Raw genomic sequence first — 25,610 nt, 5'->3', positions numbered from 1 at the left:
TGCTGGACGTGGAGCACCACCACTTCGAGGAAATCCTGGACAGCCACAAGCGCGACCGGGGCCTGAGCTACGACACCGACCTGGAAGCCAGCGACTGGCAGGCGGTGATCGAGGGCTACAAGGAAGTGGTGCAGGAGGCCCTGGGCCGCCCCTTCCCGCAGGACGTGCAGGAACAGCTGTGGGGCGCCATCGGCGCCGTCTTCGGCAGCTGGATGAACCAGCGCGCCATCACCTATCGCAAGCTGCACGACATCCCGGCCAGCTGGGGCACGGCGGTGAACGTCCAGGCCATGGTGTTCGGCAACATGGGCGGCGACTGCGCCACCGGCGTGGCCTTCACCCGCAACCCGTCGACGGGTGAGAACGTCTTCTACGGCGAATACCTCATCAACGCCCAGGGCGAGGACGTTGTGGCGGGCATCCGCACGCCGCAGCAGCTGACCATCGCTGGCCGCCAGGCCAACGCGTCGGACCTGCCCTCCATGGAGGAGAGCATGCCGGAAGTGTTCCAGCAGCTGGACGCCGTGCGCCTGAAGCTGGAGCGGCACTACCGCGACATGCAGGACATCGAGTTCACGGTGCAGCAGAAGAAGCTGTACATGCTGCAGACCCGCAACGGCAAGCGCACCACCGCCGCCGCCCTGAAGGTGGCCGTGGACATGGCGCGGGAAGGTCTGATCGACGAGGCCGAGGCCGTGCGCCGCATCGAGCCCAAGTCGCTGGACCAGCTGCTGCACCCCACCCTGGACCCCAAGGCCGAGCGCAAGATCATCGCCAAGGGCCTGCCGGCCAGCCCCGGTGCGGCCTGCGGCAAGGTGGTGTTCTCGGCCGATGAGGCGGAGCGCCTGTCCCAGATGGGCGACGCCGTCATCCTCTGCCGCATCGAGACGTCGCCGGAGGACATCCACGGCATGCACGCCGCCGCCGGCATCCTGACCACCCGCGGCGGGATGACCAGCCACGCCGCCGTGGTGGCGCGCGGCATGGGGCGGTCCTGCGTGTCGGGCGCGGGCGAACTGCGCATCGACTACAAGACCGGCGTCATGACCGTGCGGGGCGAGAAGATCGTCGCCGGTGACGTCATCACCATCGACGGTTCCACTGGCGAGGTCATGCTGGGCCATGTGCCCACCATCCAGCCGGAGCTGTCGGGCGACTTCGCCACCCTCATGGGCTGGGCCGACCGCTTCCGCCGCATGAAGGTGCGCACCAACGCGGAAACCCCGCTGGACGCCCGCACGGCGGTGAAGTTCGGGGCGGAGGGCATCGGCCTGTGCCGCACCGAGCACATGTTCTTCGATACCGAGCGCATCATCGCCGTGCGCGAGATGATCGTGGCGGAGACGGAGGCCGGCCGCCGCGCCGCCCTGGCCAAGATCGCCCCCATGCAGCGCCAGGATTTCGTGGAGCTGTTCCGCATCATGGCCGGCCTGCCGGTCACCATCCGCCTGCTGGACCCGCCGCTGCACGAGTTCCTGCCCAACAGCGAGGAGGAGATGGACGAGGTGGCCAAGGCCGCCGGCACGGACATCCAGCGGGTGCGCCACCGCGCCCTGCAACTGCACGAGGCCAACCCCATGCTGGGCCATCGCGGCTGCCGCCTGGGCATCTCCTACCCTGAAATCTATGAGATGCAGGCCCGCGCCATCTTCGAGGCGGCGGTCGAGGTGGGCAAGGATGGTCAGACCGTCACGCCCGAGATCATGATCCCCCTGGTCGGCACCAAGAAGGAACTGGACATCCTGAAGGCCGTCATCGACCGGGTGGCGGGTGAGGTGAAGCAGTCCTCCGGCGTGCAGATCGATTACCTGGTCGGCACCATGATCGAGCTGCCGCGCGCGGCCCTGCGGGCGGCGGAGATCGCCCAGTCGGCCGAGTTCTTCAGCTTCGGCACCAACGACCTGACGCAGACCACCTTCGGCATCAGCCGCGACGACGCCGCCAGCTTCCTGCCCGATTACCAGCGGGCCGGCATCTTCGAACACGACCCCTTCGTCACCCTGGACACCGAAGGCGTGGGTGAACTGGTCTCCATCGCCGCCGAACGGGGCCGCAAGACCCGTCCGGAGATCAAACTGGGCATCTGCGGCGAGCACGGCGGCGACCCGGCCTCCGTCTACTTCTGTGAGAAGGTGGGCCTCAGCTACGTCTCCTGCTCCCCCTACCGCGTGCCCATCGCCCGGCTGGCGGCGGCGCAGGCGGCCCTGATGGGTGAGAAGCCCGCCAGCGAAGCGTGATAAGGTAGCTTCAGGGGATGGCCCCGATCCTTATGGGTCGGGGCCATTTTTATAATATTTCCCCGCAGCCCGCAGACTTGGGATGGCCTGCTTCGCCCTAACTGCGCGCGGCGGCGCGCTGGAAATGCTGGTGCGCGATGGCGTCCAGGCGGCCTTCGCGATACAGCGCTTCGGCCGCCGCCCGCAGGCTGGACGTTTCCGGGGCGGCTTCCAGGCCGGGGGCGCAGGCCAGCCAGGCATCCATTTCCGAAACGGCGACGCGGTCGCCCAACTCCCCGGTCAGGTCATTCTCCCGCGCCACGACATCGATGACCGAGGATATGCCCAGGACCGCGTCCACCCGCCCGTGGGCCAGCATGCGCAGGCCGTTCAGCATGGACGGCACCGTCTGGGCGGCCAGGGCGTATTGCTGAATGACGGAAGCCAGGGCCTGGGTTCCGGTGTTGGTCACCGCCACCGGGCCCATCTGGCGCAGGTCGTCGGGCTTGGTCAGGGGAACCCCCCGCCGGGCCACCGCCACCAGCCGCACCTGCATGGTCAGGGCCAGGGGCACGATGCCTTGGTAAGGGTCCCGGATGGGCAGGCCGACCATGCCGTAGGTCTTGGGCTCGCCATCCTTGAGCCCATCAAGGGATTGGGGGCGCGCCAGTTCGGCATACAGGCGCACCACCGGCAACATTTCGATGATGGCGGGGATGCCGGCCCGATCCAGGATGGCGCGCGCCTGGTCCACCACCAGGCCCTTCGCCTGGCCCTGCGCATCCCGCTCGCCCAACACCGGCAACTCCGGCACCAGCATGCGGATGGCTTTCGGTGCCGATGGCGCCTCCCCGGCGGTGGCCACGGCCGACCGGCTGGCGGCCAGCGCCAGCATCAAGGACAGGACGGTGCGGCGGGGCAGGGTCATTGAGGGGCACGCCCAGGGCGGAAGGGATACACGCTTAAATGGGTGATCCCACTCCCTGGACTACCCTAGTTCAGCACGCAGCTGCCCCAACGGCAACGCAGTCGTCTCCTTGACGGTCGACACAGACATCATGGAATTGATTTCGCGCACCCCCGGTAATTGCGACAGCCTTTTGAAGAACAGGGCCTCATAGGCCTCCACGTCCTTGGCGACGATGCGCAGCAGGAAGTCCACCTGCCCCATGAGCACAAAGCATTCCAACACCTCTGGAATGTCGGCGATGGCGCGGCGGAAGGCGTCCAGGCTGTCGCCGGCGTGGGCCTCCAGCTTCACATGCGCGAACACCAGGAAGTTCAGCCCCAACTCCCGCCGGTCCAGCAGGGCCACGCGCTGGCGGATCAGGCCCGCCTCTTCCAGCCGTTGGATGCGGCGCCAGCAGGGCGATTGCGACAAGCCCACCTTGTCCCCCACCTCGGCGGCCGAGGCGGCGCCGTTCTGCTGCAGCACGTCCAGGATTTTCCAATCCAACCCATCCAGCTTGTGCCGCATGGTTCATCTCCATATCGCCATATTAAAACATGATCCATGTCGATAATGGCGATTTTCCATGGTCTTCGCAAAGACTATGCGCGCCCTGATCGCTATTGTTGCTGTCATCGGAACACGATTTGTTGAAGAGCCGCCGCCATGCCCCCGCTTGACTCCTCCCCCGCCGAGTACGCCGTGCTGCATCCCACCCTGACGCTGGTGCGCAGCGGTGACGGCTTCGTCGCCCTGGCCGTAAACCGCGCCGGCCCCGTGGACGTCACCCTGGACTGGAGCCGCCTGGAACCGGTCAGCGAGGCGGACAGCCTGGATGCCGCCATCGACTACGCCCTGTCGGTGGCCCGCCATCGGGGGGAGGCCGACCGTCGCGCCGGCCGGCCCTGGGCCACGGCCCATGCCGTTGTCGTGGGCCATGAGGGGGCGGCGGCGGAGGCGGCGGTGCGCCGTGCCGTGGCCGTGGCCGCCGTGCCGGTGGCCGGCCTGCCAGAGACCCGGGGCCTGCCGGAGACCCGGGTATGACCGCCGACGCCTTCGCCGCAGCCAGCCCCGTGATGCTGTCGGTGGCGGCCGACGCCAGCCCCGGCCTGCTGTCCCGCCTGATGGGCACGCTGGCCCGCCTGGACATCGTGCCCCTGCACGTCTACGCCCGCCGCCGCGCCGACCTGCCGGGCGAGGACATGCTGGAGGTGGACATCCAGCTGCCGGACACGGCATCCGCCAACAGCGAACGCGTGGCCGCCCTGTTCCGCACCGTGGTGGGCGTGCATCAGGTCGCGGGCTCGGTCTGAAGACCAGGCACAATAAAACCTGGACCCCAACCGGGGCCGCCGGCGTTTGAGGAACAAATCACAAAGGCTGCACGGCGGCTGGTGCGTCCGTCCCAGCCCGCCAGCTGCGCCAGCCCAGGATGGCCAGCACGATGAAGCCGGCGTAGAGGCCGGCCGTCAGGTGCAGGTCCTTGACCACGTACATGCCCGTGTAGACCACGTCCACCGCGATCCACAGCCACCAGTTCTCGATATGCTTGCGTGCCGTCCAGTACTGGGCCACCAGGCTGAACCCAGCCAGGGTGGCGTCAAGGTAGGGCAGGGAAGCATCGGTCCAGCGGGCCATGCCCCATCCCAGGGCGGCGCTGGCCGCCGCGCCGGCCGCCAGGCCCAGCAGGGCGGCCTTGGCCGTCAACGGTCTCACCAGTATCTGGCCATCGTCCCGCACCCCCCGCCACCAGCAGATCCAGCCATAGACCAGGAAGGCGCCGAACACCGCCTGCAGGGCCATGTCGGAATAGAGCTTGGCCTCCAGGAAGACGACGCCGTACAGCGCCACCGAAGCCAGTCCCAGGGGCCAGCACCACAAGGACCGGCGGGTGGTGGCCCAGACGGCCAGCGCGCTGATGACGACGGCGACGATTTCCAGAAGGGACATGAGGGGGCCGCCGTTGTTACAGAAGGGGCTTACAGGGGAAGGTCGCGGATGAAGGCCAGCAGTTCCTGGCCGTCGGCGCCGTGGAACCATTCGGCATGGCCCAGGAAATAGCCCTCATAGGCCAGGCCGGCGTTTTCCGCCGACCGGGTGATGCCGTGGAAGTAGTCGGTTTCCGCCAGCGCGAACTCGGCATGCACCAGGGGCAGCAGGGCGGCCAGCGCCTGGCGCCGGCGCGCGTCCAGCGGGCTGACGGCATGGTAGCCCGCCATCAGCGCCGCCACTTGGTCGTGATGCACGGCCGGGGCGCGGCCCTCGGTCAGGGCCAGCCATTCCACGGTGTTGCGCTCGATGGCGGTGGCCAGGTCGTACAGGGCCGTGGTGCGGTCGGCCAGGCCGAAGTCCAGCACCGCCGCCACCGTCGCTGTGGGGCCGGTCCCCGTCCAGGTGAGGTTGGAGGCGTGCAGGTCGTTGTGGGTCCACAAGGGCGCCAGGTCGGGCAGATGGGGCCGCAAGGCGTCGTGGAAGGACAACAGCAGGCGTATCGTGTCCCGCCGCCACGGGCGGGTGGACAGATAGTCGGCCAGCGCCGGCCGGGCGGCGACATGGTCCGCCATCGCCGATAACGGGTCATCACCGGCGAACAGGGTGAAGCCGGACACCAGCGCCTGGCCGGCGCGGTGGGGCCGGTCGAACCCGGCCGCCGCCCGGTGCAGGCGGGCCAGGGCCGTGCCCGCCGCGTGCGCATGGACGCTGTCCTGGAAGGGGGTCCAGGACAGCGCGTCGCGATACAGATCCAGGCCCGGCGCCAGGCCGTGCACCTCATAGGTCCAGTCGCCATCGCCCAGGGGCAGGGTCAGGGCGCGGGCGCCATCGGCGGCGGCCAGCACATCACAGACCGGGGCGCCCCGCTGGCGCAGATGGTCCATGAAGGCGTGTTCCGCCGCCAGCTGGGCGGATGTCCGCACCCGCACATGGTGGCGCTTCACGAACACGGCCGGGCGGGCACCGCCCGCCGTCGCCACGACCGACGCGGCGGAAAAGGGGCGCGGGCTGTGGCTCAGGATGCCGCGCACCGAGCCCACGCCCGGGTAATGACGCAATAGGCTCGCCACCTCGGCCACCGTCAGCGGCGGCCAGTCGGGCAGCACCGCGCCCACCCCCATTCCATGCGCGTGGGTGTGCGGGCCATTGGAAAGGATGCGGGCGGGGGAGGCGCTCATGAAGCGGGGCAAGGACCTTATAGGGAGTACTGAAGCGTGAAGCGCGCGGTGCGCGGCGCCCCCAGATGCAGATAGGCGTCGCCGGCGCTCTCGCCAACATCTTTCCAGTAGCGCCGATCCAGCAGGTTGTCGACCGACAGCCGCAGGGTCAGCTTGTTGTCCAGCGCGCTGGGGGCGTAGCGCAGGCCGGCGTTGAACAGGGAGTAGGCGGGGGCATAGGCCACCGCGTTCCGCGCCGCCGCCCGTTCGCCCACATACTGCCAGCCGGCCAGCAGGGCCAGTCCGTCCAGGTGCGGCAGGGTGTAATCGGCGTAGAGGGCGGTGCGCACGTGCGGCACGTTGATGGCCTGGTGGCCGTCATAGCTGGGCGTGCCGGTGCCATAGGCCACGGCGTGCATGAAGGTGGCGCTGGCGGTCAGGCGCAGGGCCTCGGTCACCTGGCCGGCGGCGTTCAGTTCCAGCCCGTCGTGCCGTTCCGTCCCCTGGCGCAAATAGGTGAAGCCGTACGCGCTGTCATCCGGCTTGGCGTATTCATAGGCCTTGCTCAGGCGGAAGACGCTGGCGCCCAGCAGCAGGCCGTTCCAGTCGTACTTGGCCCCCACTTCATCCTGCCAGGACAGCGATGGGGACAGGATTTCGCTGGCGTTGGTGGCCCAGGCCGGCGCCTGGCCGCCCAGGGACAGGCCACGGGAGTGGCTGGCGTACAGCGTCACGGCCGCCAGCGGCTTGTAGACCAGGGCCAGCTGCGGCAGGGGCAGCGTCTCCGCGGTGTTGCGGGTGGTGGTGTGGTCGATGTCGTAGGCGCGTTCGCGCAGGAACACGCCGCGCACGCCGGCGTCCAGCTCCAGGCCCGTCACCAAGGCGCCCAGGTCGATCCGGTCCATGGCCGTCATGGCGTACTGGCGGCTGTCCAGCCGTTCGTAGTTGGCGCCGGGATTGTTGGGGGAGGGGGCGAAGGCCAGGGGCGTGGGGTTGTAGATGTTGTCGCTGCCGACGTAATCGTAAACGTAATCGGTCTGCGTCACCGTGCGGCGGAAGGCGCTGACCCCCAGGGTCAGGCTGTGGCCGATGGCCCCGGTGGCGACCTTGCCGCGCAGCAGGGCTTGCGCCTGGTCATCCTCCCGCGCGTCGTTGGGGCTGCGGTAATCGTAGACGTCGAAGTCGCCGTTGGCGGCGAAATAGTAACCGGGCGAGGTGCCGTCGGCGCAGCTGGCGATGGCGTAGCAGCCATAGGCGAAGGCGACGTTGTCGTCGATGACCGTGCGGCTGTGGCCGATGGACACCGTCAGGCGCCAGTCGTCGCTGAACCGGTGCTCATACTGGCCGGACAGGTTCAGGGCGTTGATGGTGACCGGCTTGGTCCAGGACTGCGCCGCCAGCATGCGCGACGGCGACACCGTGTCCAGCGCCGGCAGCGCCGTGCCGCCCAGCAGCTGGTAGCCGGAGACCGAGTGCTGCACCCGGCGCTGGTATTCCAGGTCTAGGTTGAAGGTATCATTCTCCGTCGCCCGCCAATCGCCGGCGATGGATCCGAAATTGCGGTAGCCGTCGGCGTGGTCGACGTAGCTGGCGATGTCCTCATGCGCGGCGTTCAGGCGCAGGCCGTACTGCTTGCGCTCCCCGAACAGGGCGCCCACGTCGATCGCGCTGTATAGGCCGCCCCGGTTGTCCGTGCCCAGGGTCAGGCTGCGCACCTCGGCCGGCCGCTTGGTGACATAGTCGACCAGGCCGCCCGGGGCCACCACCCCGGCATCCACACCGGCCAGGCCCTTCAGGAACTCCACCCGTTCCTTGTTTTCCAGCGCCACCGGCTGCTCGCCGGCGATGGTCAGACCGTTGATCTGCAGGCCGGTGGCCAGATCCAGGGGGAAGCCCCGGATGGCGATGTCCTCGTAATAGCCTTCGGGCGCGTAGTTCTCCCCGATCGAGGCGTCGTTGCGGATCAGGTCGCTCAAGCGCCGGGCCTGCTGGTCGTCCATCAGGTCGCGGGTGACGACGCTGACCGACGCCGGGGTGTCCAGCACCGTGCCGGCGGCGCCGAACTGGGTGTCGGTGGCGCGGAAGCCCTGGTCGCGCACGCCGGTGATGATGACGGTGGCCGGCTGGTCGGCCGGTTCGGCCTGCGCGGCCCCGCCCATCACCAGGGCGATCGCCGCCACGGATTGCATCAGGCGGTGGGGACGGCGGAGGGAAATCATCACGGGAGTGTCATCCTGAAAGGGGCGGCCTGTCCTGCCCGCCGCTGGAAGGGCGGGGTGGGACAAGCCACGCACAGAATTGGGATTGGCGGTTTTTTGGCGGATTCCCGCCGCCGGGTCAAACCTCTGCCTGTTCAGGGCGGGGTTGCGCCGTCGCGGACTTATCCAATGAGAATGAGATTGATTCTTAATTTCATGAGTCATATAGCTGCTTCAGGAACCAACCTGATGGGGAAAACAAGAATGCAGCGAACGCTGTTGAAGGCGACCGTTCCGTTTTGGCTGTTGGCGGCGCTGGGGGGCGCCACCTTGACCCACACCGCGCTGGCCGCGACACCCGAGGCGGCGCCCGATGCCGCGCCGGCGGACGCGGACGCCGGCGGCCCGCTGGAGACGGTGACCGTCACGGCCACCCGCACGGCCAAGGACGTCAGCGACGTGCCGGCCACCGTCAGCGTCATCACCAGTCAGCAGATCGACGAACAGCTGGTGACGGACATCAAGGATTTGGTGCGTTATGAGCCCGGCGTCTCGGTGCGCCGCAGCCCGGCGCGTTTCACCCTGGCCGGCTCATCCACGGGCCGCGACGGCGACAGCGGCTTCAACATCCGTGGCCTGGAAGGCAACCGCGTCCTGATGCTGACCGATGGCATCCGCGTGCCCGACGCCTACAGCTTCGGCGCCCAGAACATGGGCCGTGGCGACTATGTCGACCTGGGCCTGCTGAAGTCGGTGGAAATCCTGCGCGGGCCGGCGTCGGCCCTTTACGGCAGCGACGGCGTCGCCGGCGCCGTCAGCTTCATCACCAAGGATCCGGACGACCTGCTGACGGCGGGCAAGGACTGGGCCATCCAGGGCACGGTGGGCTACACCTCCGTTGACGGGGCATGGTCCAAGGGCACGCTGGCCGCCGGCCGCGTGGGCAAGCTGGAAGCCCTGGTGGCCTACACCCGGCGCGATGGCAACGAGACGGCGACCGCGGGCTCCAACAACAGCGCCAACACCGACCGCACCACCGCCAACCCGCAGGACGTCTATTCCAACGCGGTCCTGGCCAAGGTGGTGTACGAGCCGACGGACGCGCACCGCCTGCGCCTGACCTTCGACCATGACGACAACCACACCAACACCACGGTGCTGAGCGCCATCGCCAAGCCGCCGCTGGCCTCCACCAGCGTGCTGGGCCTCATCGCCCGCGACCGCCAGGACCGCAACCGCGTCAGTTTCGATCATCGCTATGATGTGGGCGCGGACGTTCTGGATAGCCTGCGCTGGACGGCCTACTACCAGGAAACCCATGCCGTCCAATATGGCGCGGAGGATCGCAACACCGCCGTCGATCGCACGCGCGACAGCACCTTCGACACGCGCGTCTACGGTTTCGACATCCAGGCGCAGAGCAAGACCCTGGGGCACGACCTGACGCATACGTTCGTGTACGGCGGCGACTATTCCCTGACCCATCAGGAATCGTTACGCGCTGGCACCGTGCCGTCGGCCGGCGACACCTTCCCATCCCGGGCCTACCCCACCACCGATTACACGCTGGCGGGAGTCTTCGTGCAGGATGAGATCAACGCCTTCGACAGGCGGTTGACCCTCTATCCCGCCGTCCGCTTCGACTATTACGACCTGTCGCCCAAGAAGGACGATCCGCTGTTCACGGCGCTGACGCCCATTTCCAAGAACGACAGCCATGTCTCGCCCAAGCTGGGCATCATGTACCACCTGCTGCCGGACGTGGGCGTGTTCATGAACCTGGCGGAAGGCTTCAAGGCGCCGGCCCCGTCGCAGGTGAACAACGGCTTCGCCAACCCCACCCAGAACTACAAGTCCGTCTCCAACCCCAACCTGAAGGCGGAAACCAGCCAGACCATCGAAGGCGGCTTCAAGTTCAACGGCGCCTGGGGTGAACGGGCCGGGGGCAATGGCGTGGAGAACCCGCTGCTGGGCGGCGGCCGCTGGGACGCCAGCGTCACCGGCTATGCCGGCCGCTACCGCGACTTCATCGACCAGGTGCAGGTCGGCGGCAATTTCACCGCCGCCAACCCGGCGATCTACCAGTATGTGAACCTGTCGAAGGTGAACCTGCAGGGGGCGGAGGCCAAGGGCCAGTTCACCCTGAACTCCGGAATCGGGGCGCAGGCCGCCTTTTCCTACACCCATGGCGAGAGCACGTCCGGCGGCGTGAAAACCCCGCTGGACAGCGTCGATCCGTGGAAGCTGGTGCTGGGCGTGACCTACCGCGACCCCGCCGGCCGCTTCGGCGGGCAACTGACCATGACCCATTCCGGCGCCAAGGACAGGTCGGACGTCAGCAGCGCCACCTACTTCATCCCCAAGGCCTTCACCATCCTGGACGCCACCGCCTACTGGAACGTGACGGATAACGCCTCGATCCGTGCCGGCGTCTTCAACCTGACGGATGAGAAGTACTGGTGGTGGGGCGATGTGCGCGGCCAGTCGTCCACCTCCACGGTGCTGGACGCCTACACCCAGGCGGGACGCAACTTCGGCGCGTCGCTGACCCTGAAGCTCTGACCCGAACCCGCACGATCCGAGAGGCCAACCGATGACCACGCATGACGCATTGAAGAGCGGACGCCGCGCCTTCCTGACCCGGGGCCTGGCCGGCGCCGCCCTGGTGGGCGTCGCCACCCACCTGCCGCCAGGGGCTGCCGGCGCCGCCGAAACCATCACCGCGCGCACGGCTGCCGCCGCCCCGGACCAGGCCGCCCCGGACCAGGACCGCAGGGCCATCCTGGGCATGGCCGGCACCTTCAAGGTGACCTTCGATTTCCGCGAGACCACGCCCTTCCTCGCCGACTACAAGCCCATCGCGCCCAAGACCAGCGGTGGTGAGGAGGTGGTGCGGGTGGTGGAGGACACCGGTTCCGTCATCCGCCTGCAGCACCTGCTGGTGGTGGACGGCGACGACGGCCTGCCCGTGGTGGTGAAGCACTGGCGCCAGGACTGGGTCTACCAGCCCGCCGGCGTGCTGGCCTACCAGGGCACCGGTCATTGGTCGCTGACGCCCATCGATTCCGCCGCCGCCAGGGGCGCGTGGTCACAGACGGTGTGGCAGACGGACGACTCGCCGCGCTATGGCGGGGTGGGGCGCTGGCGGCATGACGCCGGCGTCTCGCGCTGGACCAGCGAGGAGACGTGGCGCCCCTTGGCCCGGCGTGATGCCACGAGGCATCCCCCCTACGATCGCTACAACGGCATCAACCGCCACGCCCTGACCCCCGCCGGCTGGGTGCATGAGCAGGACAACGCCAAGATCGGAAGCCGTGAGGGCAATCTGGTCACCTTCGTCCATGAGACGGTGATCAACACCTACAACCGCTTCGCCGACTTCCCCGTCGCCGCGGCGGACGACTACTGGGCCAAGACCACCGTCTACTGGGCGGCCGTGCGCGGCGCCTGGGACCAGGCCATCGCCCAGCACCAGGGCGTGAGCGTGACGGAGGAAGCCAACAACGGCTCCGTCACCGGCAAGGCCCTGATGGGCCTGGCCGACAGTATCGCCAAAGGCGGCAAGAGCGTGCCCGACGCCATCGCCGAAGCCCGCCGCGTCATCGCCGATGCGACGCGGGCGACGGCGAAGTCCGGCGCCTGACGCCGCCGGACCGGCGCCCCATACCCGCCCGTACCGGGGCGCCGGTTTTTTTCGTCCCTCAGTCGCCGGATGCGGCCTCAGGCCAGCCACAGCACGATCAGCGCCACGGCTGCCGGCAAGGCCTGGATCGTCAGGATGCGGCGGCTGACGGACCAGGCGCCGTAGGCGCCGGCGACGACGACACAGGCCAGGAAGAAGGTCTTGATGTGCAGGGCCGCCAGCGGGTCGGGATAGGCCAGGCCCCACAGCAGGCCCGCCGCCAGGAAACCGTTGTACAGGCCCTGGTTGGCGGCCAGCACCGCCGATTGCGCAGCCTTTTCCGGCGACTGGCGGAAGGTGCGCAGGCCCAGCGGCTTGGTCCACAGGAACATCTCCAGCACCAGGAACCAGGCGTGCAGCAGGGCCACGACGGCCACCAGGATATTCGCGATAACGGCCATGGAAAGGACGCCCCCCAAAAGTTGTTATGGGCCCACTATGCCGGGTGCCGGGGCGTTGGCAAACAGCCAAAGGAAAAGGCCGCCCAGTCGCCCGGGCGGCCCCCTTGATCACGTCTGGGTCAGGCGCTTACCACTTGTAGGCCAGGCGGAAATAGTACATGCCGCCGTCGTAGCCGAAGGGCGAGGTGTCCGGGTATTGGTCACCGTAGGCCAGGCGGGCGGTGCTGCGGTTCTTCTGCGGATACTTGTCGAACAGGTTCTGGGCGCCGACGGTGGCGGTGAGGGCCTCCGTCACCTTGTAGGCGACCTCCGCGTCGAAGATCCAGGCGGGGTCATAGTTCTGGCCCGCGCTGGAGTTGTCCTGCCAGGCGCCGTAATAGCTGCCGCGATACAGGAAGCTGAAGGCGCCGATGTCGTAGTTGGCGCTCAGGTTCACGCGATAGTGCGGCAGACCGTTCTGGATGTCCTTCTTGCGGTTGTCGTCGATGACGGTGGGGTCGTACTTGGTGACGTCGGTGTGGTTGATGTTGGCCGCCGCCGTCAGGCGCAGGTCGCCGTCATAGACCTCGAACGTTTTGTTGGCGACGATGTCCACGCCCTGGCTGCGGGTGTCGAAGGCGTTGGCGAAGTAATTGACGTTGCCCAGGGTGTTGGCGCCCACCACGCCCAGCGCCGCCAGCTTGATCTGGTCGGCGGCGGAGACGGTGAAGTCGCTGGTGATGCCGATGCGGTCTTCCACCTTGATGTTGTAGTAGTCGACGGTCAGGCTGACCTTGGCCGGCAGGTCGAACACCAGGCCGCCAGCGATGTTGAACGAGGTTTCCGGCTTCAGCGTCTTGGCGCCGTAGAACTTGGCCACCGGACTGTCGACGGGGAAGGTGCCCAGCACGATGGGTTCCGGGCTGCCGGCCTTGAAGGTCGTCTGCGTGCTGCTGATGTGCGACTGCCCGGGCGTGGGGGCGCGGAAGCCGGTGTTGACGGACGAGCGGACGGCCAGCCAGTCGGTCAGCTGATAGCGGCCGAAGACCTTCCAGTTGGTGGTGTCACCAAAATCGTCGAAGTCCTCATACCGCAGGGCCACGCCGGCGCTCAGGTTCTTGATGATGTCGGCTTCGGCGTCCAGGTAGAAGGCGTAGTTGCCGCGCGGGTACTGGCCGGCGTCGCTGGCGGTGAAGCCGGGATAGCCGTTGGACCCGATGGGCATGCCCGCGGTGTAGTACTGGCCGGCCTGGTAGGAGGCCGTGTCGCCCGACTTGATGGTGTAGGTCTCACGCCGGTATTCGCCACCACCCGCCAGGGTCAGGGGGCTGGCCAGCCAGCTGACCGCCATGGGGTAGGTCAGGTCCAGGTTCAGGTTGGTTTCCTCCTGGATCTGGGTGCCGACATAGAACTGGTGCGGGCTGCTCGGCCCCAGGGACGGGTTGACGGTATTGCGGATGCTGTACCGCAGCTCATCCTTACCGTAGCTGGCGCTGGCATCGATGATCAGGCCGTTCTTCAGCGTCGTCTTGTAGCCGCCGGTGATGCTGCTATCCAGGATGTCGCCGTAGAACCAGGGCGTGAAGCCGTTGGGGAAGACGCTGTTCCATTTGAAGGTGCTGCCGTCCGCCAAGGTGAACGGGGTGATCAGCCACGACACCGTGGTGGGGTTGCGGTAGTTGAAGCTTTCCTTGGCATAGCTGTGGCCGAAGTTGCCGAACAGGTAGATCTTGGAGTTGTCGCCCAGGTCGATGCCGCTGTTGATGAACAGCCGCTCCGCCTCCACCGCAGGATCGCCGAAGCGCTGGGCCGGGTTGGGGATGGTCAGGCCCTGGGCGGCCAGCTTGGCGGCGTCGGGGCGCTGGGTGCCGCGCGACGTCGGGTCGTTCTTCACATATTCGGCGCTGATGTTGACGAAGCCGCGATCACCCAGCGGAAGACCGGAATTGGCCTGGATGTGGGCGCTGCCGCCGTCGCCGGCATAGGTCTGGCCCCACTGGGTGACCACCGTGCCCTCGTCGGCGCTGTCCTTCAGGGTGAAGTTCATGACGCCGGCGATGGCGTCGGAACCGTACTGGGCGGCCGCACCGTCGCGCAGCACTTCCAGCTGCTTGATGGCGATGGACGGAATCTGGGCCAGGTCGGGGCCTTGCGCGCCCTGGGTCAGGCCGTTGGCGCCGATCTGCACCAGGGCCGAGCGGTGGAAGCGCTTGCCGTTGATCAGCACCAGCGTCTCATCCGGCGGCAGGCCGCGCAGCGTCGGCGGGCGCACGAAGGTGGAACCGTCGGAGATGGAGAAGCGCGCGACGTTGAACGACGGCACCAGTTGGCGCAGCAGGTCGTTGGTGTCGCCGCCAGCCTGGTGGGCCAGATCCTCCGGTGTGAAGACGTCGATGGGCGACGGCGAGTCCGCGACGGAGCGGTCCACGCGGCGGCTACCCGTCACCACGATTTCCGACAGCGCGTCGGTGTCGGCCGCCGGCGCAGGCGCCGGTGCCGCGTTGGCCGTGTCCACAGCCATCCAGCCGGCCGAGCAAAGCAGGGCCACGGTGATGGCTTTACGCGCAGTTATGGCGTTCGTTTTGATTGCATGCGTCATGTTGGCCCCCTGATCTTTAGGATTTTGTTTAGATCACGGCAGCTTGATGGCGCGATTCCCCGCGTTATTTTCTGTCAGTAGACGACTCTTTGTTCCCGTTCGTCTCTTTTAAAATTCTCAACAACTTGGCAATGAAAGTCAAAACGCCATTTGATGGCGATTTGGTTCGGTTCGTTTCTCCTTTCCTCCGTGACCTTTAAACCACACCTTCCCCGACCGGGCTTCCCGACCACCGCGGGGAAGGAATGGTTCCAGGCCAAAACATTTCGCAACCCGCCGGGTCCCCCTCAATGGGTGACGGTCGGCGCTTTGTCCTGCGGTTTGGCGTTCGTCTTCACCTGTATGACGAAGGCCGTGTCGACGGCCGGGGCGGCATTGCCCCAGGCCTGCCGGATATAGCTGATGATGTCCGCCAGCTGGTCCTCGGCCAGCAGGGCGGCGAAGGTGGGCATGCCGCCCCGCCCCTGCAGCACGGTACGCACCACCGGCTCCGGATCGCCGCGGACGAAGGGATCGCCCGCCAGCGCGGGGAAGGCGCCCTTCACGCCCAGCCCCGTCTTCTGATGACAGGCGGCGCACTTGTGATTGAACAGGTCCTGGCCCTTGGCCACGTCCTGGGCCGCCGCCATGGGGGCCAGGGCCGGCACGCCCACGGTCAGGCTGGTGAGGAGGATGGTGAAAAGAAGGGTCTGGCGCATCATCCCCCTCCTCACGCCGCCACACGCTGGTGGATCTGGGCGATCTGGTGCCAGGCGGACTCGATGGCCCCCGCCTGCCAACCGCCGATGTAGCTGATGTGCTCCCCCGCCAGGTAGATGCGGCGGTCGGGCTTGTTCAGCACCGGATAGGCGGTCTTTCGCGCCTCGGCACTCCAGTTGCCCCAGCCGCCCAGGTTGTACTGGATGAGATGCCAGGAGGCGGAGAAGGCGGACTCGAAGTTTTCCTTGTACTGCGGGAAGATGCGCTGGCCCGCGTCCAGGGCGATGGCCGCCCGCTCGGCCGGCGTGTTGCCGCTCATGTCGGTGGCGTCGGCGCCGAACATGTAATAGCCCAGCAGCACCCCCTTGGCCGACTGCCAGCCCGACGACGGCAGGCTGATCAGGTTGATGCCGGGCGCGTCGGTGTAGACATGGCCGCCATAGATGGCGTCGTCCTCCTCCCAGAAGCGCCGCTTCATCTGCAGGCCTATCTTGCACACCGGGTCATAGGCCAGCAGGGCCATGGCCTGCTTGTAGGTGTCGGAGAAGTCGGCGTCGATGGTGCGCAGGACGCTGACGGGAATGGTGCACAGGCAGTAGTCGGCGCTGATGGTGCTGCGCTTGCCCGTCTTGGTGTCCAGATAATCGACCGTGACGCCGCTGTCGGACTGGCGGATGCGTTCCACCTCCGCATGGTATTTGATCAGATGGCCGACGTGCTTCTCAAAGCCTTTGGCGATGCGGTCCATGCCGCCAACGGGCTGGAACATGGTGTGCTGCTGGTCGAAGGTCCCGACCGACTGCACCATGCGCCACAACCGGGATTGCACCAGGTCGGGAAAGGCGTAGGGCGTGCTGGGCTCCCCCGGGCCGGGGTCGTCGATGCCGGCGCCGGGACGGACCTTGTAGCCGCGGCCTTCCGTGCCCCGGTAGCTGAGGTCCTTTTCCAGATAGCCTTCGCCGCGCAGGTACTCGACGAACAGCTCGACATCGTCCTTGGCCAGGCCGGTGTCCAGCTTGCCCGAGGTGGCGGCCTTCGCCACCAGTTCGCTGGTGTAGCCGCGCATGTCGGCCCGCACCTCAAACTGGCGCACGCGCTTGCCGGCCAGGGGGCCCTTCACCGTGTCGAACCGGGCGTAGCTGGCGTCGTTCTCATTCACCATCACCTCCAGCGGAATGCCGAAGGTCTTGGTGTAGTGCAGGGTGGAGCGGTGGCAGAACGGGATGCGCCAGGGGCCGTGGTTGATATACAGGCCCGGATCGAACCTGCACTCCTGCTCCTCGCCGCCCAATTCCGTTAGCTTGAAGCCCTTGCGCGCCGTTTGGCAGCGGCCGCCGGCGAAGGCGCGGGCCTCCAGGATGGTGACCTGGTAGCCCAGCTTGGACATCTCATAGGCGGCCGTCATGCCGGCGACACCGGCGCCCAGGATCAGCAGCTTGTGGCCGGCCCCGCTGCCGCGCAGCGCCGGGGGTTTGTCGGTGACCGAGGCGATGCCCGCCCCCCAGGCGTTCAGCGCGGTCATCACCATGGCGCTGCCGCCCAGCAGCGCCGCCTTTTCCAGGAAATGGCGCCGGGTCACCCCGGCGCCGGGCAGGTCCGTCATGGCAGGCATATGCAACCTTCCTCGTCAGCGTCGGCCGATCATCACTGGGGATCGCCCGCCGGCAGATACCGGCAGGCGCCGCGGGAGTGCCGGGAAGCGGCTCAGGGCACGCGGGCGGCGATCACCTCGATCTCGACCAACAGGCCGGGGGCGGCCAGGCCCGCCACCTGCACCGTTGACCGGGCGGGCTTGTTGGGCTGGTCCGCGGTACCGAAGAACTGGGTGTAGCCGGACATCATGCCGGCGAAATCCATCTTGCCATCGTGGGCCGGGTCGCCGACCAGATAGACGTGCATCATGACCACGTCGCCCATCGTCAGCTTCTGCGCGGCCAGGGCATCCTTGATCTTGTTCAGCACGCTGACGGTCTGCGTGGCGGTGTCGCCAAAGGCCTGGGTGCTGCCCTTGGGCGCGTTGGGGTCGGCCACGGCGGGCGTCATGCCGCTAAGGTAGACGACATCCGCCCCCGCCGGCACGGCAACGGCGGAGGAGATGGGGAAGCTACCCGCGTCGGTGCGGGTGATGGCCTGCTTGGCCTTGGCCGGCCCGCTGGAGGAGACGACGCCGGCGCCAGTGATGATGGCGGCCAGGACGGCGGTCAGGGCCAGGGCGCCCAGGAAGCGCGCCATGCGGCGTTCGGCGCTGGGTTTGGGCTGCGAGGACGTTGTCATAAGGCAAGGCTCTCCTGTTCCGTTATTTTTGTGGTCCTGTACCCCCGCGCGTTGGCGGCGGAATGCGGCCGTTTCGATCCACCCGGCCCCGGTCGGATGTGGGGTTGGGTATGGAGCGGCGGCTGGTCGTCTCCGGCCCGCCGGGTCTCGCCCGGCGGGCGGAGTGGGGTAGTCAGCGGCGGTCTATCTCATCCTGCGAAGGTGTGCGTCGCACAAATCCCCAGGTCCGCCTGATTGGTTGTGCGCTGCCGGGTCAGCGCGCGCTTCGGTTCCCGGGGCAGGCCCTCATGCTGGATGTGGGGTGGGGTTAATGGAATATGGGATCTGAAAATGGCAATGGCCGGCCAGATGAACAGCCATACTGAAAATATAATGGCCGGGTTCGGCAATATAATGAGTGGGAATCATCCCATTGTGCCGGATGGACGACGGTTTCAGAGTCCACAGCGGTCGGCATATATTTTTGACAATGAAGGTGACGGCCCGTTTCGTCATTCGTCTCTGTCAATGTGAAGGATTGGGATGGAGCTGTCGTACGTCTCTTTTTCGAACCCAACTGCCAAAACTGCGATGCCCACCCCCCGAATTCAGGAAAGTGAGACCGTTTTCACACAGTGAGAGTTATCAGCAATAACCGGGCCAGTTCGTTCGCGGCTGCGATATAAGCATTTTGGCCGGGGTGCCGCGGCGATCATCGCACAGCGTTTGGGCAATCATGGATTGTTACAGGCATGTTGCCGCAAAGCTGTGCAGCGAGTGCCCGCCCGCAGCGGGTGTCAATTGTGGGAATGGGCACTGGACAGGCGGGCGGCTTGCTGTAAGCAGGAACGTCCGTTCCATTCCCGCCGCTGTTCCCATGCGCCTGCTGAAACCTTTGACCCATGGCCCCATCGCCCGTCTATGGGGCGCTTTGTCGCTGTCGGCGGTGGGCGACCAGCTACACCAGATGGCCCTGGTCTGGCTGGCCGTGGGGCTGGTGGGCGCCGACACCGGTTATGTCGCGGCGGCGGACACGGTGGCGCTGATGACCGTGGCCCTGCTGGCGGGCGCCTGGGTGGAGCGTTGGGACCATGGCAGCGTCATGATGGCGGCCGACCTGGCGCGGGCCGGCCTGGCGGTGGTGCCGGTGATCGCGGCGCTGAGCGGCCACCTGACGCTTTGGACCCTGGTGGTGCCGTCGGTCGCCCTGTCGGCCCTGTCCGGCCTGTTCGATCCCGCCCTGCAGGCCTCGCTGCCCCGGCTGGCGGCGGATCGCAGCCTGCTGGCCGCCACCAATGCCCTGTTCGACAGCACCCTGCGCCTGGCCCGGCTGGTGGGCCCCACCCTGGCGGGCGCGCTGGCCACGCTGATGCCGCCCGTGGCCCTGATGGGGGTGAACGGTCTCAGCTTCCTGGCCTCGGCCTGCGCGGTTTTCAGTGTGCGGCCCCGCCTGGCGGATCCGTCGCCGGCGGCCGCGCGGGCGGCGCCCCTGGAAACCATTCCGGCGCGTCTGCTGGCCGGGTGGCGCCTGGTGCGGCGGGAACCGCCCTTCTCCTACTTGCTGTGGCGCGCCGGCCTGACTGGCGGGCTGTGGACCCTGACCATCTGGCTGTCCCTGCCGCTGCTGGTGCGCCAGCAGGGTGTGACGGGCTTCGGCCTCAGCGGCCTGTCTGCCCTGGCCCTGCTGTTTTCCGCCTACGGGGCGGGTAACCTGGTCAGCAACCTGGTGGTGGGCAGCCTGCCGCCGGACGGCGTCCTCGCCCGGCGCCCCCTGGCGCTGGTGGTGGCGGGCGACGTGCTGGTGGGCGGCGGCTTCGTCCTGCTGGCGCTGGCCACGCGGGTGCCCGCCCCCTGGACCCTGGGCGCGATGGCGATGGCGTCGGCCATCACGGCCACGGGTGGACCCCTGGCGCAGATCCCCGTGACCACCCTGCGCCAGATCCGGTTCAGCGGTGGTGAGATCGCGGCCGTGTTCCGCCTGTTCATGGTGCTGGACTGCGTCGGCACCCTGGCGGCCATGACGGCGGCTCCCACCTTGCTGTCCCTGGTGCCCACCGCCCTGGTCATGGGCCTGACGGGCGCCATCCTGCTGGCCATGGCGCTGGGGATCGGGCGCCGGCATGCCCACGCCACTTGACCGGAGAGTTTCCCCGTGCGGCGGGACCGGCGCTGAATTATCCTCTGTTTCCAAGCAATAACACTTCGCGGCAACGGCGCCCGCGCCTGGGGACGGATGGCATTATGGCGGATGAGGACATGCTGCGCCGCTGGATGGCGGTTCTGGTCGACTACGCGGTCGATTGGGACCGCACCTTCGAAAGCCGGCCGGACTATTTCACCCAGGAATACTGGTACCTGTTCGCCGGCTGCCTGACCCAGCACTGGAACGGCACGCCCCTGACGGTCAGCGCCGCCTGCCAGGTGATGAAGTCCGGCTCCAACCGCACGCGGGAGGACAGGATCAAGCGCGCCGTGATGGACGGCTATCTGGAAAAGCGCAGGGGCGGCGACGATGGCCGCACCCTCTATGTCGTCCCCACCCCGCGGCTGGAGGCCCTGATGCGCGGCCACCTGTCGCGCACGCTGGACAACGCCCGCAAGGCCCTGGCCTAAGAACGGCCCTCCCCAAAATAGCGGCAAGGTTTGCGGGGATTTTTACCGGCAGGTCTTCTCTAGTATCGCCGGGCCGGCTTTGGTTGGCTGGGACGTGCCAAGGGGGCGCCGCTTCAGAAGCGCCCCCGGGAAAACGCCCAGGGAGACATCATGCGCACCACCCCATTCGCCCGCCGGCGGTCCCGCCGGGCCGCCCTTCGCTTGCCCCTGGCCTCCGCCATCCTGCTGGCGCTGACGGCGCCCGCCCTGGCCCAGGAGGGGCAGACCCAGGCGGAAGACAGGCTGGATGAGGTGGTGGTGACCGCCCGCCGGGTCAGCGAGAAGCTGTCCCAGACCCCGGTGGCCGTCTCGGCCTTCAGCGCCGACGCCTTGCAGGCCCTGGACGCCCGCACCATCGGCGACCTGCAGAGCGCGGTGCCCAACCTGACCCTGCATGAGGGCGATGCCGCCAATGCCGTCGTTTACATCCGCGGCGTCGGGCAGGTGGACAGCCTGGCCTTCGCCGACCCGGGCGTCGGCATCTATCTGGATGACGTCTATCTGGGCCGGGCCCAGGGCGCCTTCCTGGACGTGGTGGACGTGGACCGGATCGAGGTGTTGCGCGGGCCGCAGGGCACGCTGTACGGCCGCAACACCATCGGCGGCGCCGTGAAGTACGTCTCCAAGCTGCCGGCCTTCACGCCGGAGGCCAGCCTGTCGCTTGGCGCCGGCAACTACAGCGCGCTGGACGCCACCGCGTCGCTGAACCTGCCCCTGGTGGCCGACCGCCTGGCGGCGCGGGCCAGCCTCGCCTATCTCTCCCGCGACGGCTTCTCCACCAACACGGTCAATGGCCGCGATGACGGCGACAAGAAGACGGTGGCGGGTCGCCTGGCCCTGCTGGCCACCCCGACCGAGCGCTTCTCCCTGCTGTTGACCGCCGACAGCAGCAACGACCGGCCCCGCACCTCACGCACGCCGGCCCGCGCCGATGCCGTCTTCGGCACGCCGGCCAACGCCGACCCCTTCGCCATCCAGGCCGATTTTAACGACCTGTCCAAGCTGACCGTGCGCGGCCTGGCCGCCACGGCCACCTGGCAGGCGACGGATGCCGTGACGCTGAAGTCCATCACCGCCTACCGCCGCATGGGCTACGACGCCCACCTGGACCTGGACGCCACGCGGTACGCCTACTTCGGTGTCTATGACGCGGAGGAGCAGAACCAGTTCAGCCAGGAACTGCAGGCCAGTTACGCCGGCGACCGCCTCTCCGGCACCGCCGGCGTCTATTTCTTCCGCGAGCATGACGACACCATCAGCGGCCTGTACGGACCGGCCATCGGCCTGGTCACCGGTTCGGACAACGACCAGTACAACCGCAGTTTCGCCGGCTATGGCCAGGGCAGTTACCGCGTCACCGACGCGCTCAGCCTCACGGCCGGCCTGCGCTACACCTATGAGACCAAGCACTTCGCCCGCACCCAGGAGTATTTCGGCGCGGGCCAGACCCTGCCGGTGCCCCTGGGCCAGGGCCTGCTGGCCACCGACATCGACACGCGCGGCGACTGGGCCTCCCTCTCGCCCAAGGCCGGCATCGATTACCGCCTCAGCGACACGATGTTCGCGTATGCCAGCGCCAGCCGGGGGTTCAAGAGCGGCGGCTTCGACGGCCGCTCCAGCGATGCCGCCGGCGCCCGGCCTTACGCGCCGGAAACGCTGTGGGCGTATGAGGTGGGGCTGAAGACCACGCTGGACGATGGCCGGGTGAACCTGAACCTGGCCGCCTTCTGGAACGACTACACCAATCTTCAGCTGTCCAGTTTCGTGGCCGACGCCAAGGGCAATTTCTCCGCCCTGTTCACCAACGCCGGCGCGGCCACCATCCGGGGGCTGGAGATGGAAGTGCGGGCCCTGTTGGCGCGCGGCCTGACGGTCAGCGCCACCCTGGGCTACCTGGACGCCGGCTACGACCGCTACATCGGTCCCGGTGGCGTGGACATCAGCCAACAGCGGCACCTGGTCAACGCGCCCAAGTGGGACGGCCGGCTGGGCGCCGACTACACGGTACCCTTGGGCGGTTTCGGCACCTTGCGGCTGGACGGCGGCGCCTCCTTCCGGTCCAAGACCTACCCCACCGTCAGCAGCAGTGAGCTGCTGGCCCAGCCCTTCTACGTGACGGCGGACGCCCAGGCGACCCTGACCACGGCGGATGAGCACTGGTCGCTGGCCGCCAGCGTCAAGAACCTGACGGACCGCCGCTACATCGACCACGGCTTCGACCTCAGCGACAGCCTGGGCTATCAGCTGGCCTATTACGGCGACCCGCGCACCTGGCGCCTCACCCTGCGATACAGCTACTGAGGGGGGCGGGAGCGATGAGCGATCCTTTGGACACGCCGGATGCGGACACGGCCGCCCTGTTGGCCGGGTTCGCCGCAGCGGCGGCCGACCAACCCACCATCGCCCAGGTCACGGTGGACGACACCCGGCGCGGCATCCATGAGCTGTTCCTGGCCCTGGGCGGGCTGCCGCCGGCGGTGGGGCCGATGCAGGACCTGGCGGTGCCCGGCGGCGACCCGGGTGGCGACGGCGGCGCACGGCCGGCCCGGCTGTACCGGCCGGCGGACGGCGCGCCGCCCTGGCCCGCCGTCCTGTTCCTGCACGGTGGCGGGTGGAGCCTGGGCGACGTCGATTGCTATGACAGCGTCTGCCGCTGGCTGTGCCGCGACGGCGGTTTGGCGGTGCTGTCGCTGGACTACCGCCTGGCGCCGGAACACCCCTATCCCGCCGGCCTGGACGATGCCGCCGCCGCCTACGCCTGGATGGTGGCGCGGGCTGACGCCCTGGGCCTGGATCCCCGGCGCATCGCCGTCGCGGGGGACAGCGCCGGCGGCACCCTGGCGGCGGCCCTGTGCCTGCGCCGGCGGCGCCTGGGCCTTTCCCTGCCCGCCGCCCAGGCCCTGCTCTATCCCGTGCTGGCCCTGGACCGGGAGGGGGAGCTGCCGTCCCGCCGCGCCTATGGCGGCGGCGCCTATTTCCTGACGGAGGAGGCCATCGCCTGGGCCAAGGCCAACTACCTGGGCGGCCGCGACCAGCTGGCGGCGGAACCCGAGGTCTCGCCCCTGTGGGCGCCCGATCTGTCGGGCCTGCCACCGGCCCTGGTGGTTACGGCGGGGCTGGACCCTTTGCGGGATGAGGGCGCGCTGTACGCCCGGCGGCTGGCGGGAGCCGGGGGTGTCGCCCGGCATCACCATGTGCCGGGCACCATCCACGCCTTCCTGTCCTTCCCCACCGCCCTGGAGGCGGGGCGGAAGGGACTGACCGACGTGGCCCAGGCCCTGCGCGCGTTGCTGGCTTGAGTCCCCCTTGGCGAAGGACGGGATGTCGGTTACGATTTTCCCGTCCGCGTGACTGGCGAAGGGTCCCACCCGCCTGGGTGGGACGAGATGGGGCACCATCGGGAAGCGCGGGCGCACCTTCCGTGCCGCGCGCCTGGGCCATCCACCCGTATTAACGGAAGGGACTGCCCATGCTTGTCAGCCTGATTCCCATCCTTGCCGCTTTGCTGCTGGGGGCCATGAGCCCTGGGCCAAGCTTCGTCCTGGTCACCCGCACCGCCGTCACCCAATCCCGCCGCAACGGCCTGGCCGCCGCCGTGGGCATGGGGGTGGGCGGCACCTTCTTCGGCACCTTGGCCCTGCTGGGCCTGACCGCGCTGCTGACCCAGGTGGCGTGGCTGAACATGGCGCTGCGCCTGGCGGGTGGCGTCTATCTCCTCTATCTGGCGGTGCGCATGTGGCAGGGGGCGCGCACGCCCCTCACCATGACCAACGGCGTCCCTGACGGTGGCCGGGCGCCATCACTGGGCCGCGCCTTCGCGGTGGCGCTGGCGACGCAGCTCAGCAATCCCAAGACCGCCATCGCCTACGCCAGCATTTTCGCCGCCCTGTTACCGAAAGAACCGCCGCCCCACCTGCTGCTGTTCCTGCCGCCGGTAATCTTTGTGATCGAGGCCGGCTGGTACACGGTGGTGGCGTTGGCCTTCTCGCTGGAGACGCCGCGCCGGGCCTACCTGGGGGCCAAGGCCGGCATCGACCGGGTCACCGGTGCCGTCATGGGCGCCCTGGGCCTGCGGCTGATGGCCGACGCCGTCCGTGACGCGGCCTTGGTGCGCTGAAGCCCAAGCGGCCGGATGCCGCGCCCGGGGTCTAAGGGGAAAGGAAAAATATGCCAGATATCAACATGCTGCTGGCGTTCGGCGTCGTGGCCTTGGGCATGGTGCTGACGCCGGGGCCCAACATGGTCTACCTGCTGTCCCGCACCATCTGCCAGGGCCGGGTCGCCGGCTTCGTTTCCCTGGGCGGGGTGGCGCTGGGATTTGTCGTCTACATGCTGTGCGCCGCCTTCGGCATCACGGCGCTGATCTTCGCGGTGCCTTATGCCTACGACGCGCTGCGCTTCGGCGGGGCGGCCTATCTGCTGTACCTGGCCTGGCAGGCGCTGAAGCCCGGGGGGCGGTCGCCCTTCCAGGTGCGGGCGCTGCCGGCCGACAGTCCGCGCCGGCTGTTCGGCATGGGCTTTCTGACCAACCTGCTGAACCCGAAGATCGCCATGCTGTACCTGTCGCTGCTGCCGCAGTTCATCGTGCCGGGCCGGGGCAGCGTGCTGACCCAAAGCCTGGCGCTGGGCGGCGCCCAGATCGCCATCAGCCTGACGGTCAACGCCCTGGTGGTGCTGATGGCGGGCACGCTGGCCACCTTCCTGGGCACGCGGCCCAGCTGGCTTAAGGTGCAGCGCTGGGTCATGGGCACGGTGCTGGCCGGCCTGGCGCTGCGCATGGCGACCGAGGCGCGGCGGTAACGGTATGACCGGCCGCCCGTGGCCCCGGGATTC

The 25,610-nt window shown here is 68.2% G+C and carries 21 protein-coding genes and 1 riboswitch; of the genes, 11 read left to right on the top strand and 10 right to left on the bottom strand.

The window, feature by feature from the left end; all coding sequences use genetic code 11:
- The coding region (gene ppdK / locus I55_RS13255) for a pyruvate, phosphate dikinase (protein WP_044561028.1) at positions 1-2,237 on the top strand (2,237 nt) is incomplete at its 5' end.
- A 97-nt stretch (positions 2,238-2,334) separates the two neighbouring features.
- Here ppdK and I55_RS13250 read toward each other — a convergent pair.
- Both I55_RS13250 and I55_RS13245 read right to left on the bottom strand, forming a co-directional pair.
- Positions 2,335-3,144 carry a transporter substrate-binding domain-containing protein gene (locus I55_RS13250; RefSeq protein ID WP_044561027.1) on the bottom strand — a complete coding sequence of 270 codons (810 nt, stop codon included), beginning with the start codon at positions 3,142-3,144 and terminating at the stop codon, positions 2,335-2,337.
- Positions 3,145-3,204: 60 nt separating this feature from the next.
- On the bottom strand, positions 3,205-3,693 hold the full coding sequence (locus I55_RS13245) for an Lrp/AsnC family transcriptional regulator (RefSeq protein WP_044561026.1): 489 nt from the start codon (positions 3,691-3,693) through the stop codon (positions 3,205-3,207).
- Positions 3,694-3,831: 138 nt separating this feature from the next.
- On the opposite strand from I55_RS13245, the gene I55_RS13240 reads away from it, so the two are divergent.
- Both I55_RS13240 and I55_RS13235 read left to right on the top strand, forming a co-directional pair.
- Positions 3,832-4,209, top strand: a complete 378-nt coding sequence (locus I55_RS13240) for a hypothetical protein (RefSeq protein WP_044561025.1) — start codon at positions 3,832-3,834, stop codon at positions 4,207-4,209.
- On the top strand, positions 4,206-4,478 hold the full coding sequence (locus I55_RS13235) for a hypothetical protein (protein WP_044561024.1): 273 nt from the start codon (positions 4,206-4,208) through the stop codon (positions 4,476-4,478). The genes I55_RS13240 and I55_RS13235 overlap by 4 nt, the downstream gene beginning before the upstream one ends.
- Before the next feature lie 58 nt (positions 4,479-4,536).
- Here the strand turns inward: I55_RS13235 and pnuC are convergent, their stop codons facing one another.
- Genes pnuC through I55_RS13220 form a run of 3 tightly spaced genes read right to left on the bottom strand, consistent with a single transcriptional unit; the run spans position 4,537 to position 8,533 of the window.
- A complete protein-coding gene (pnuC, locus tag I55_RS13230) occupies positions 4,537-5,115 on the bottom strand; it encodes a nicotinamide riboside transporter PnuC (protein ID WP_044561023.1) in 579 nt (192 codons plus the stop codon).
- A 29-nt stretch (positions 5,116-5,144) separates the two neighbouring features.
- Positions 5,145-6,335 (bottom strand): phosphotransferase enzyme family protein, encoded by a 1,191-nt coding sequence (locus tag I55_RS13225; RefSeq protein ID WP_044561022.1) that lies wholly within the window; start codon positions 6,333-6,335, stop codon positions 5,145-5,147.
- A gap of 17 nt (positions 6,336-6,352) precedes the next feature.
- Positions 6,353-8,533 carry a TonB-dependent siderophore receptor gene (locus tag I55_RS13220; RefSeq protein ID WP_083901079.1) on the bottom strand — a complete coding sequence of 727 codons (2,181 nt, stop codon included), beginning with the start codon at positions 8,531-8,533 and terminating at the stop codon, positions 6,353-6,355.
- Between the two features lie 243 nt (positions 8,534-8,776).
- On the opposite strand from I55_RS13220, the gene I55_RS13215 reads away from it, so the two are divergent.
- Both I55_RS13215 and I55_RS13210 read left to right on the top strand, forming a co-directional pair.
- On the top strand, positions 8,777-11,074 hold the full coding sequence (locus I55_RS13215) for a TonB-dependent hemoglobin/transferrin/lactoferrin family receptor (RefSeq protein ID WP_044561020.1): 2,298 nt from the start codon (positions 8,777-8,779) through the stop codon (positions 11,072-11,074).
- A 31-nt stretch (positions 11,075-11,105) separates the two neighbouring features.
- Positions 11,106-12,155, top strand: a complete 1,050-nt coding sequence (locus I55_RS13210) for a DUF6607 family protein (RefSeq protein WP_049974082.1) — start codon at positions 11,106-11,108, stop codon at positions 12,153-12,155.
- 77 nt (positions 12,156-12,232) lie between these two features.
- Here I55_RS13210 and I55_RS13205 read toward each other — a convergent pair whose 3' ends face one another.
- The 5 genes from I55_RS13205 to I55_RS13185 all read right to left on the bottom strand — a co-directional run bounded on the left by I55_RS13205 (position 12,233) and on the right by I55_RS13185 (position 18,146).
- Positions 12,233-12,595, bottom strand: coding sequence for a DUF1304 domain-containing protein (locus I55_RS13205; RefSeq protein ID WP_044561019.1), 363 nt, complete (start codon positions 12,593-12,595; stop codon positions 12,233-12,235).
- A gap of 127 nt (positions 12,596-12,722) precedes the next feature.
- On the bottom strand, positions 12,723-15,095 hold the full coding sequence (locus tag I55_RS13200) for a TonB-dependent siderophore receptor (RefSeq protein ID WP_044561057.1): 2,373 nt from the start codon (positions 15,093-15,095) through the stop codon (positions 12,723-12,725).
- A gap of 365 nt (positions 15,096-15,460) precedes the next feature.
- Positions 15,461-15,874, bottom strand: coding sequence for a cytochrome c (locus tag I55_RS13195; protein ID WP_049974081.1), 414 nt, complete (start codon positions 15,872-15,874; stop codon positions 15,461-15,463).
- Positions 15,875-15,882: 8 nt separating this feature from the next.
- Positions 15,883-17,484, bottom strand: coding sequence for an NAD(P)/FAD-dependent oxidoreductase (locus I55_RS13190; RefSeq protein WP_044561018.1), 1,602 nt, complete (start codon positions 17,482-17,484; stop codon positions 15,883-15,885).
- A gap of 92 nt (positions 17,485-17,576) precedes the next feature.
- Entirely contained in the window at positions 17,577-18,146 is a 570-nt protein-coding gene (locus I55_RS13185; protein ID WP_252181127.1) for a RidA family protein, read from the bottom strand.
- An 856-nt stretch (positions 18,147-19,002) separates the two neighbouring features.
- On the opposite strand from I55_RS13185, the gene I55_RS33050 reads away from it, so the two are divergent.
- The 6 genes from I55_RS33050 to I55_RS13155 all read left to right on the top strand — a co-directional run bounded on the left by I55_RS33050 (position 19,003) and on the right by I55_RS13155 (position 25,577).
- A complete protein-coding gene (locus I55_RS33050; protein WP_049974080.1) occupies positions 19,003-20,262 on the top strand; it encodes an MFS transporter in 1,260 nt (419 codons plus the stop codon).
- A gap of 104 nt (positions 20,263-20,366) precedes the next feature.
- Complete coding sequence (locus I55_RS13175) at positions 20,367-20,738, top strand: hypothetical protein (RefSeq protein WP_044561017.1); 372 nt, start codon at positions 20,367-20,369, stop codon at positions 20,736-20,738.
- Positions 20,739-20,888: 150 nt separating this feature from the next.
- On the top strand, positions 20,889-23,078 hold the full coding sequence (locus I55_RS13170) for a TonB-dependent receptor (protein ID WP_044561016.1): 2,190 nt from the start codon (positions 20,889-20,891) through the stop codon (positions 23,076-23,078).
- Between the two features lie 14 nt (positions 23,079-23,092).
- The gene (locus tag I55_RS13165) at positions 23,093-24,076 is read left to right on the top strand and encodes an alpha/beta hydrolase (RefSeq protein ID WP_049974079.1); all 984 of its coding nucleotides are present in this window, start codon (positions 23,093-23,095) and stop codon (positions 24,074-24,076) included.
- A 38-nt stretch (positions 24,077-24,114) separates the two neighbouring features.
- A riboswitch (ZMP/ZTP riboswitch) is annotated at positions 24,115-24,222 on the top strand.
- A 24-nt stretch (positions 24,223-24,246) separates the two neighbouring features.
- Positions 24,247-24,894, top strand: coding sequence for a LysE family translocator (locus tag I55_RS13160; protein ID WP_044561015.1), 648 nt, complete (start codon positions 24,247-24,249; stop codon positions 24,892-24,894).
- 50 nt (positions 24,895-24,944) lie between these two features.
- Positions 24,945-25,577 carry a LysE family translocator gene (locus I55_RS13155; protein WP_044561014.1) on the top strand — a complete coding sequence of 211 codons (633 nt, stop codon included), beginning with the start codon at positions 24,945-24,947 and terminating at the stop codon, positions 25,575-25,577.
- The last annotated feature ends 33 nt before the right edge of the window (positions 25,578-25,610 follow it).

It is taken from the genome of Azospirillum sp. B4 (assembly GCF_000333275.1).
Taxonomy (GTDB): domain Bacteria; phylum Pseudomonadota; class Alphaproteobacteria; order Azospirillales; family Azospirillaceae; genus Nitrospirillum.
Note: the sequence above shows the minus strand (reverse complement) of the source record. Positions and strands in the feature narration are given on the sequence as shown.

What these genes read in the sequence shown, in the direction of transcription:
- I55_RS13190 (WP_044561018.1), bottom strand. Translation starts at nt 17,484, where the DNA reads ATGCCTGCCATGACGGACCTGCCCGGCGCCGGGGTGACCCGGCGCCAT.
- I55_RS13165 (WP_049974079.1), top strand. Translation starts at nt 23,093, where the DNA reads ATGAGCGATCCTTTGGACACGCCGGATGCGGACACGGCCGCCCTGTTG.
- I55_RS13155 (WP_044561014.1), top strand. Translation starts at nt 24,945, where the DNA reads ATGCCAGATATCAACATGCTGCTGGCGTTCGGCGTCGTGGCCTTGGGC.
- I55_RS13205 (WP_044561019.1), bottom strand. Translation starts at nt 12,595, where the DNA reads ATGGCCGTTATCGCGAATATCCTGGTGGCCGTCGTGGCCCTGCTGCAC.
- I55_RS13200 (WP_044561057.1), bottom strand. Translation starts at nt 15,095, where the DNA reads ATGGCTGTGGACACGGCCAACGCGGCACCGGCGCCTGCGCCGGCGGCC.
- pnuC (WP_044561023.1), bottom strand. Translation starts at nt 5,115, where the DNA reads ATGTCCCTTCTGGAAATCGTCGCCGTCGTCATCAGCGCGCTGGCCGTC.
- I55_RS13160 (WP_044561015.1), top strand. Translation starts at nt 24,247, where the DNA reads ATGCTTGTCAGCCTGATTCCCATCCTTGCCGCTTTGCTGCTGGGGGCC.
- I55_RS13235 (WP_044561024.1), top strand. Translation starts at nt 4,206, where the DNA reads ATGACCGCCGACGCCTTCGCCGCAGCCAGCCCCGTGATGCTGTCGGTG.
- I55_RS13220 (WP_083901079.1), bottom strand. Translation starts at nt 8,533, where the DNA reads ATGATTTCCCTCCGCCGTCCCCACCGCCTGATGCAATCCGTGGCGGCG.
- I55_RS13215 (WP_044561020.1), top strand. Translation starts at nt 8,777, where the DNA reads ATGCAGCGAACGCTGTTGAAGGCGACCGTTCCGTTTTGGCTGTTGGCG.
- I55_RS13245 (WP_044561026.1), bottom strand. Translation starts at nt 3,693, where the DNA reads ATGCGGCACAAGCTGGATGGGTTGGATTGGAAAATCCTGGACGTGCTG.
- I55_RS13175 (WP_044561017.1), top strand. Translation starts at nt 20,367, where the DNA reads ATGGCGGATGAGGACATGCTGCGCCGCTGGATGGCGGTTCTGGTCGAC.
- I55_RS13170 (WP_044561016.1), top strand. Translation starts at nt 20,889, where the DNA reads ATGCGCACCACCCCATTCGCCCGCCGGCGGTCCCGCCGGGCCGCCCTT.
- I55_RS13225 (WP_044561022.1), bottom strand. Translation starts at nt 6,335, where the DNA reads ATGAGCGCCTCCCCCGCCCGCATCCTTTCCAATGGCCCGCACACCCAC.
- I55_RS13185 (WP_252181127.1), bottom strand. Translation starts at nt 18,146, where the DNA reads ATGACAACGTCCTCGCAGCCCAAACCCAGCGCCGAACGCCGCATGGCG.
- I55_RS13250 (WP_044561027.1), bottom strand. Translation starts at nt 3,144, where the DNA reads ATGACCCTGCCCCGCCGCACCGTCCTGTCCTTGATGCTGGCGCTGGCC.
- I55_RS13240 (WP_044561025.1), top strand. Translation starts at nt 3,832, where the DNA reads ATGCCCCCGCTTGACTCCTCCCCCGCCGAGTACGCCGTGCTGCATCCC.
- I55_RS33050 (WP_049974080.1), top strand. Translation starts at nt 19,003, where the DNA reads ATGCGCCTGCTGAAACCTTTGACCCATGGCCCCATCGCCCGTCTATGG.
- I55_RS13195 (WP_049974081.1), bottom strand. Translation starts at nt 15,874, where the DNA reads ATGATGCGCCAGACCCTTCTTTTCACCATCCTCCTCACCAGCCTGACC.
- I55_RS13210 (WP_049974082.1), top strand. Translation starts at nt 11,106, where the DNA reads ATGACCACGCATGACGCATTGAAGAGCGGACGCCGCGCCTTCCTGACC.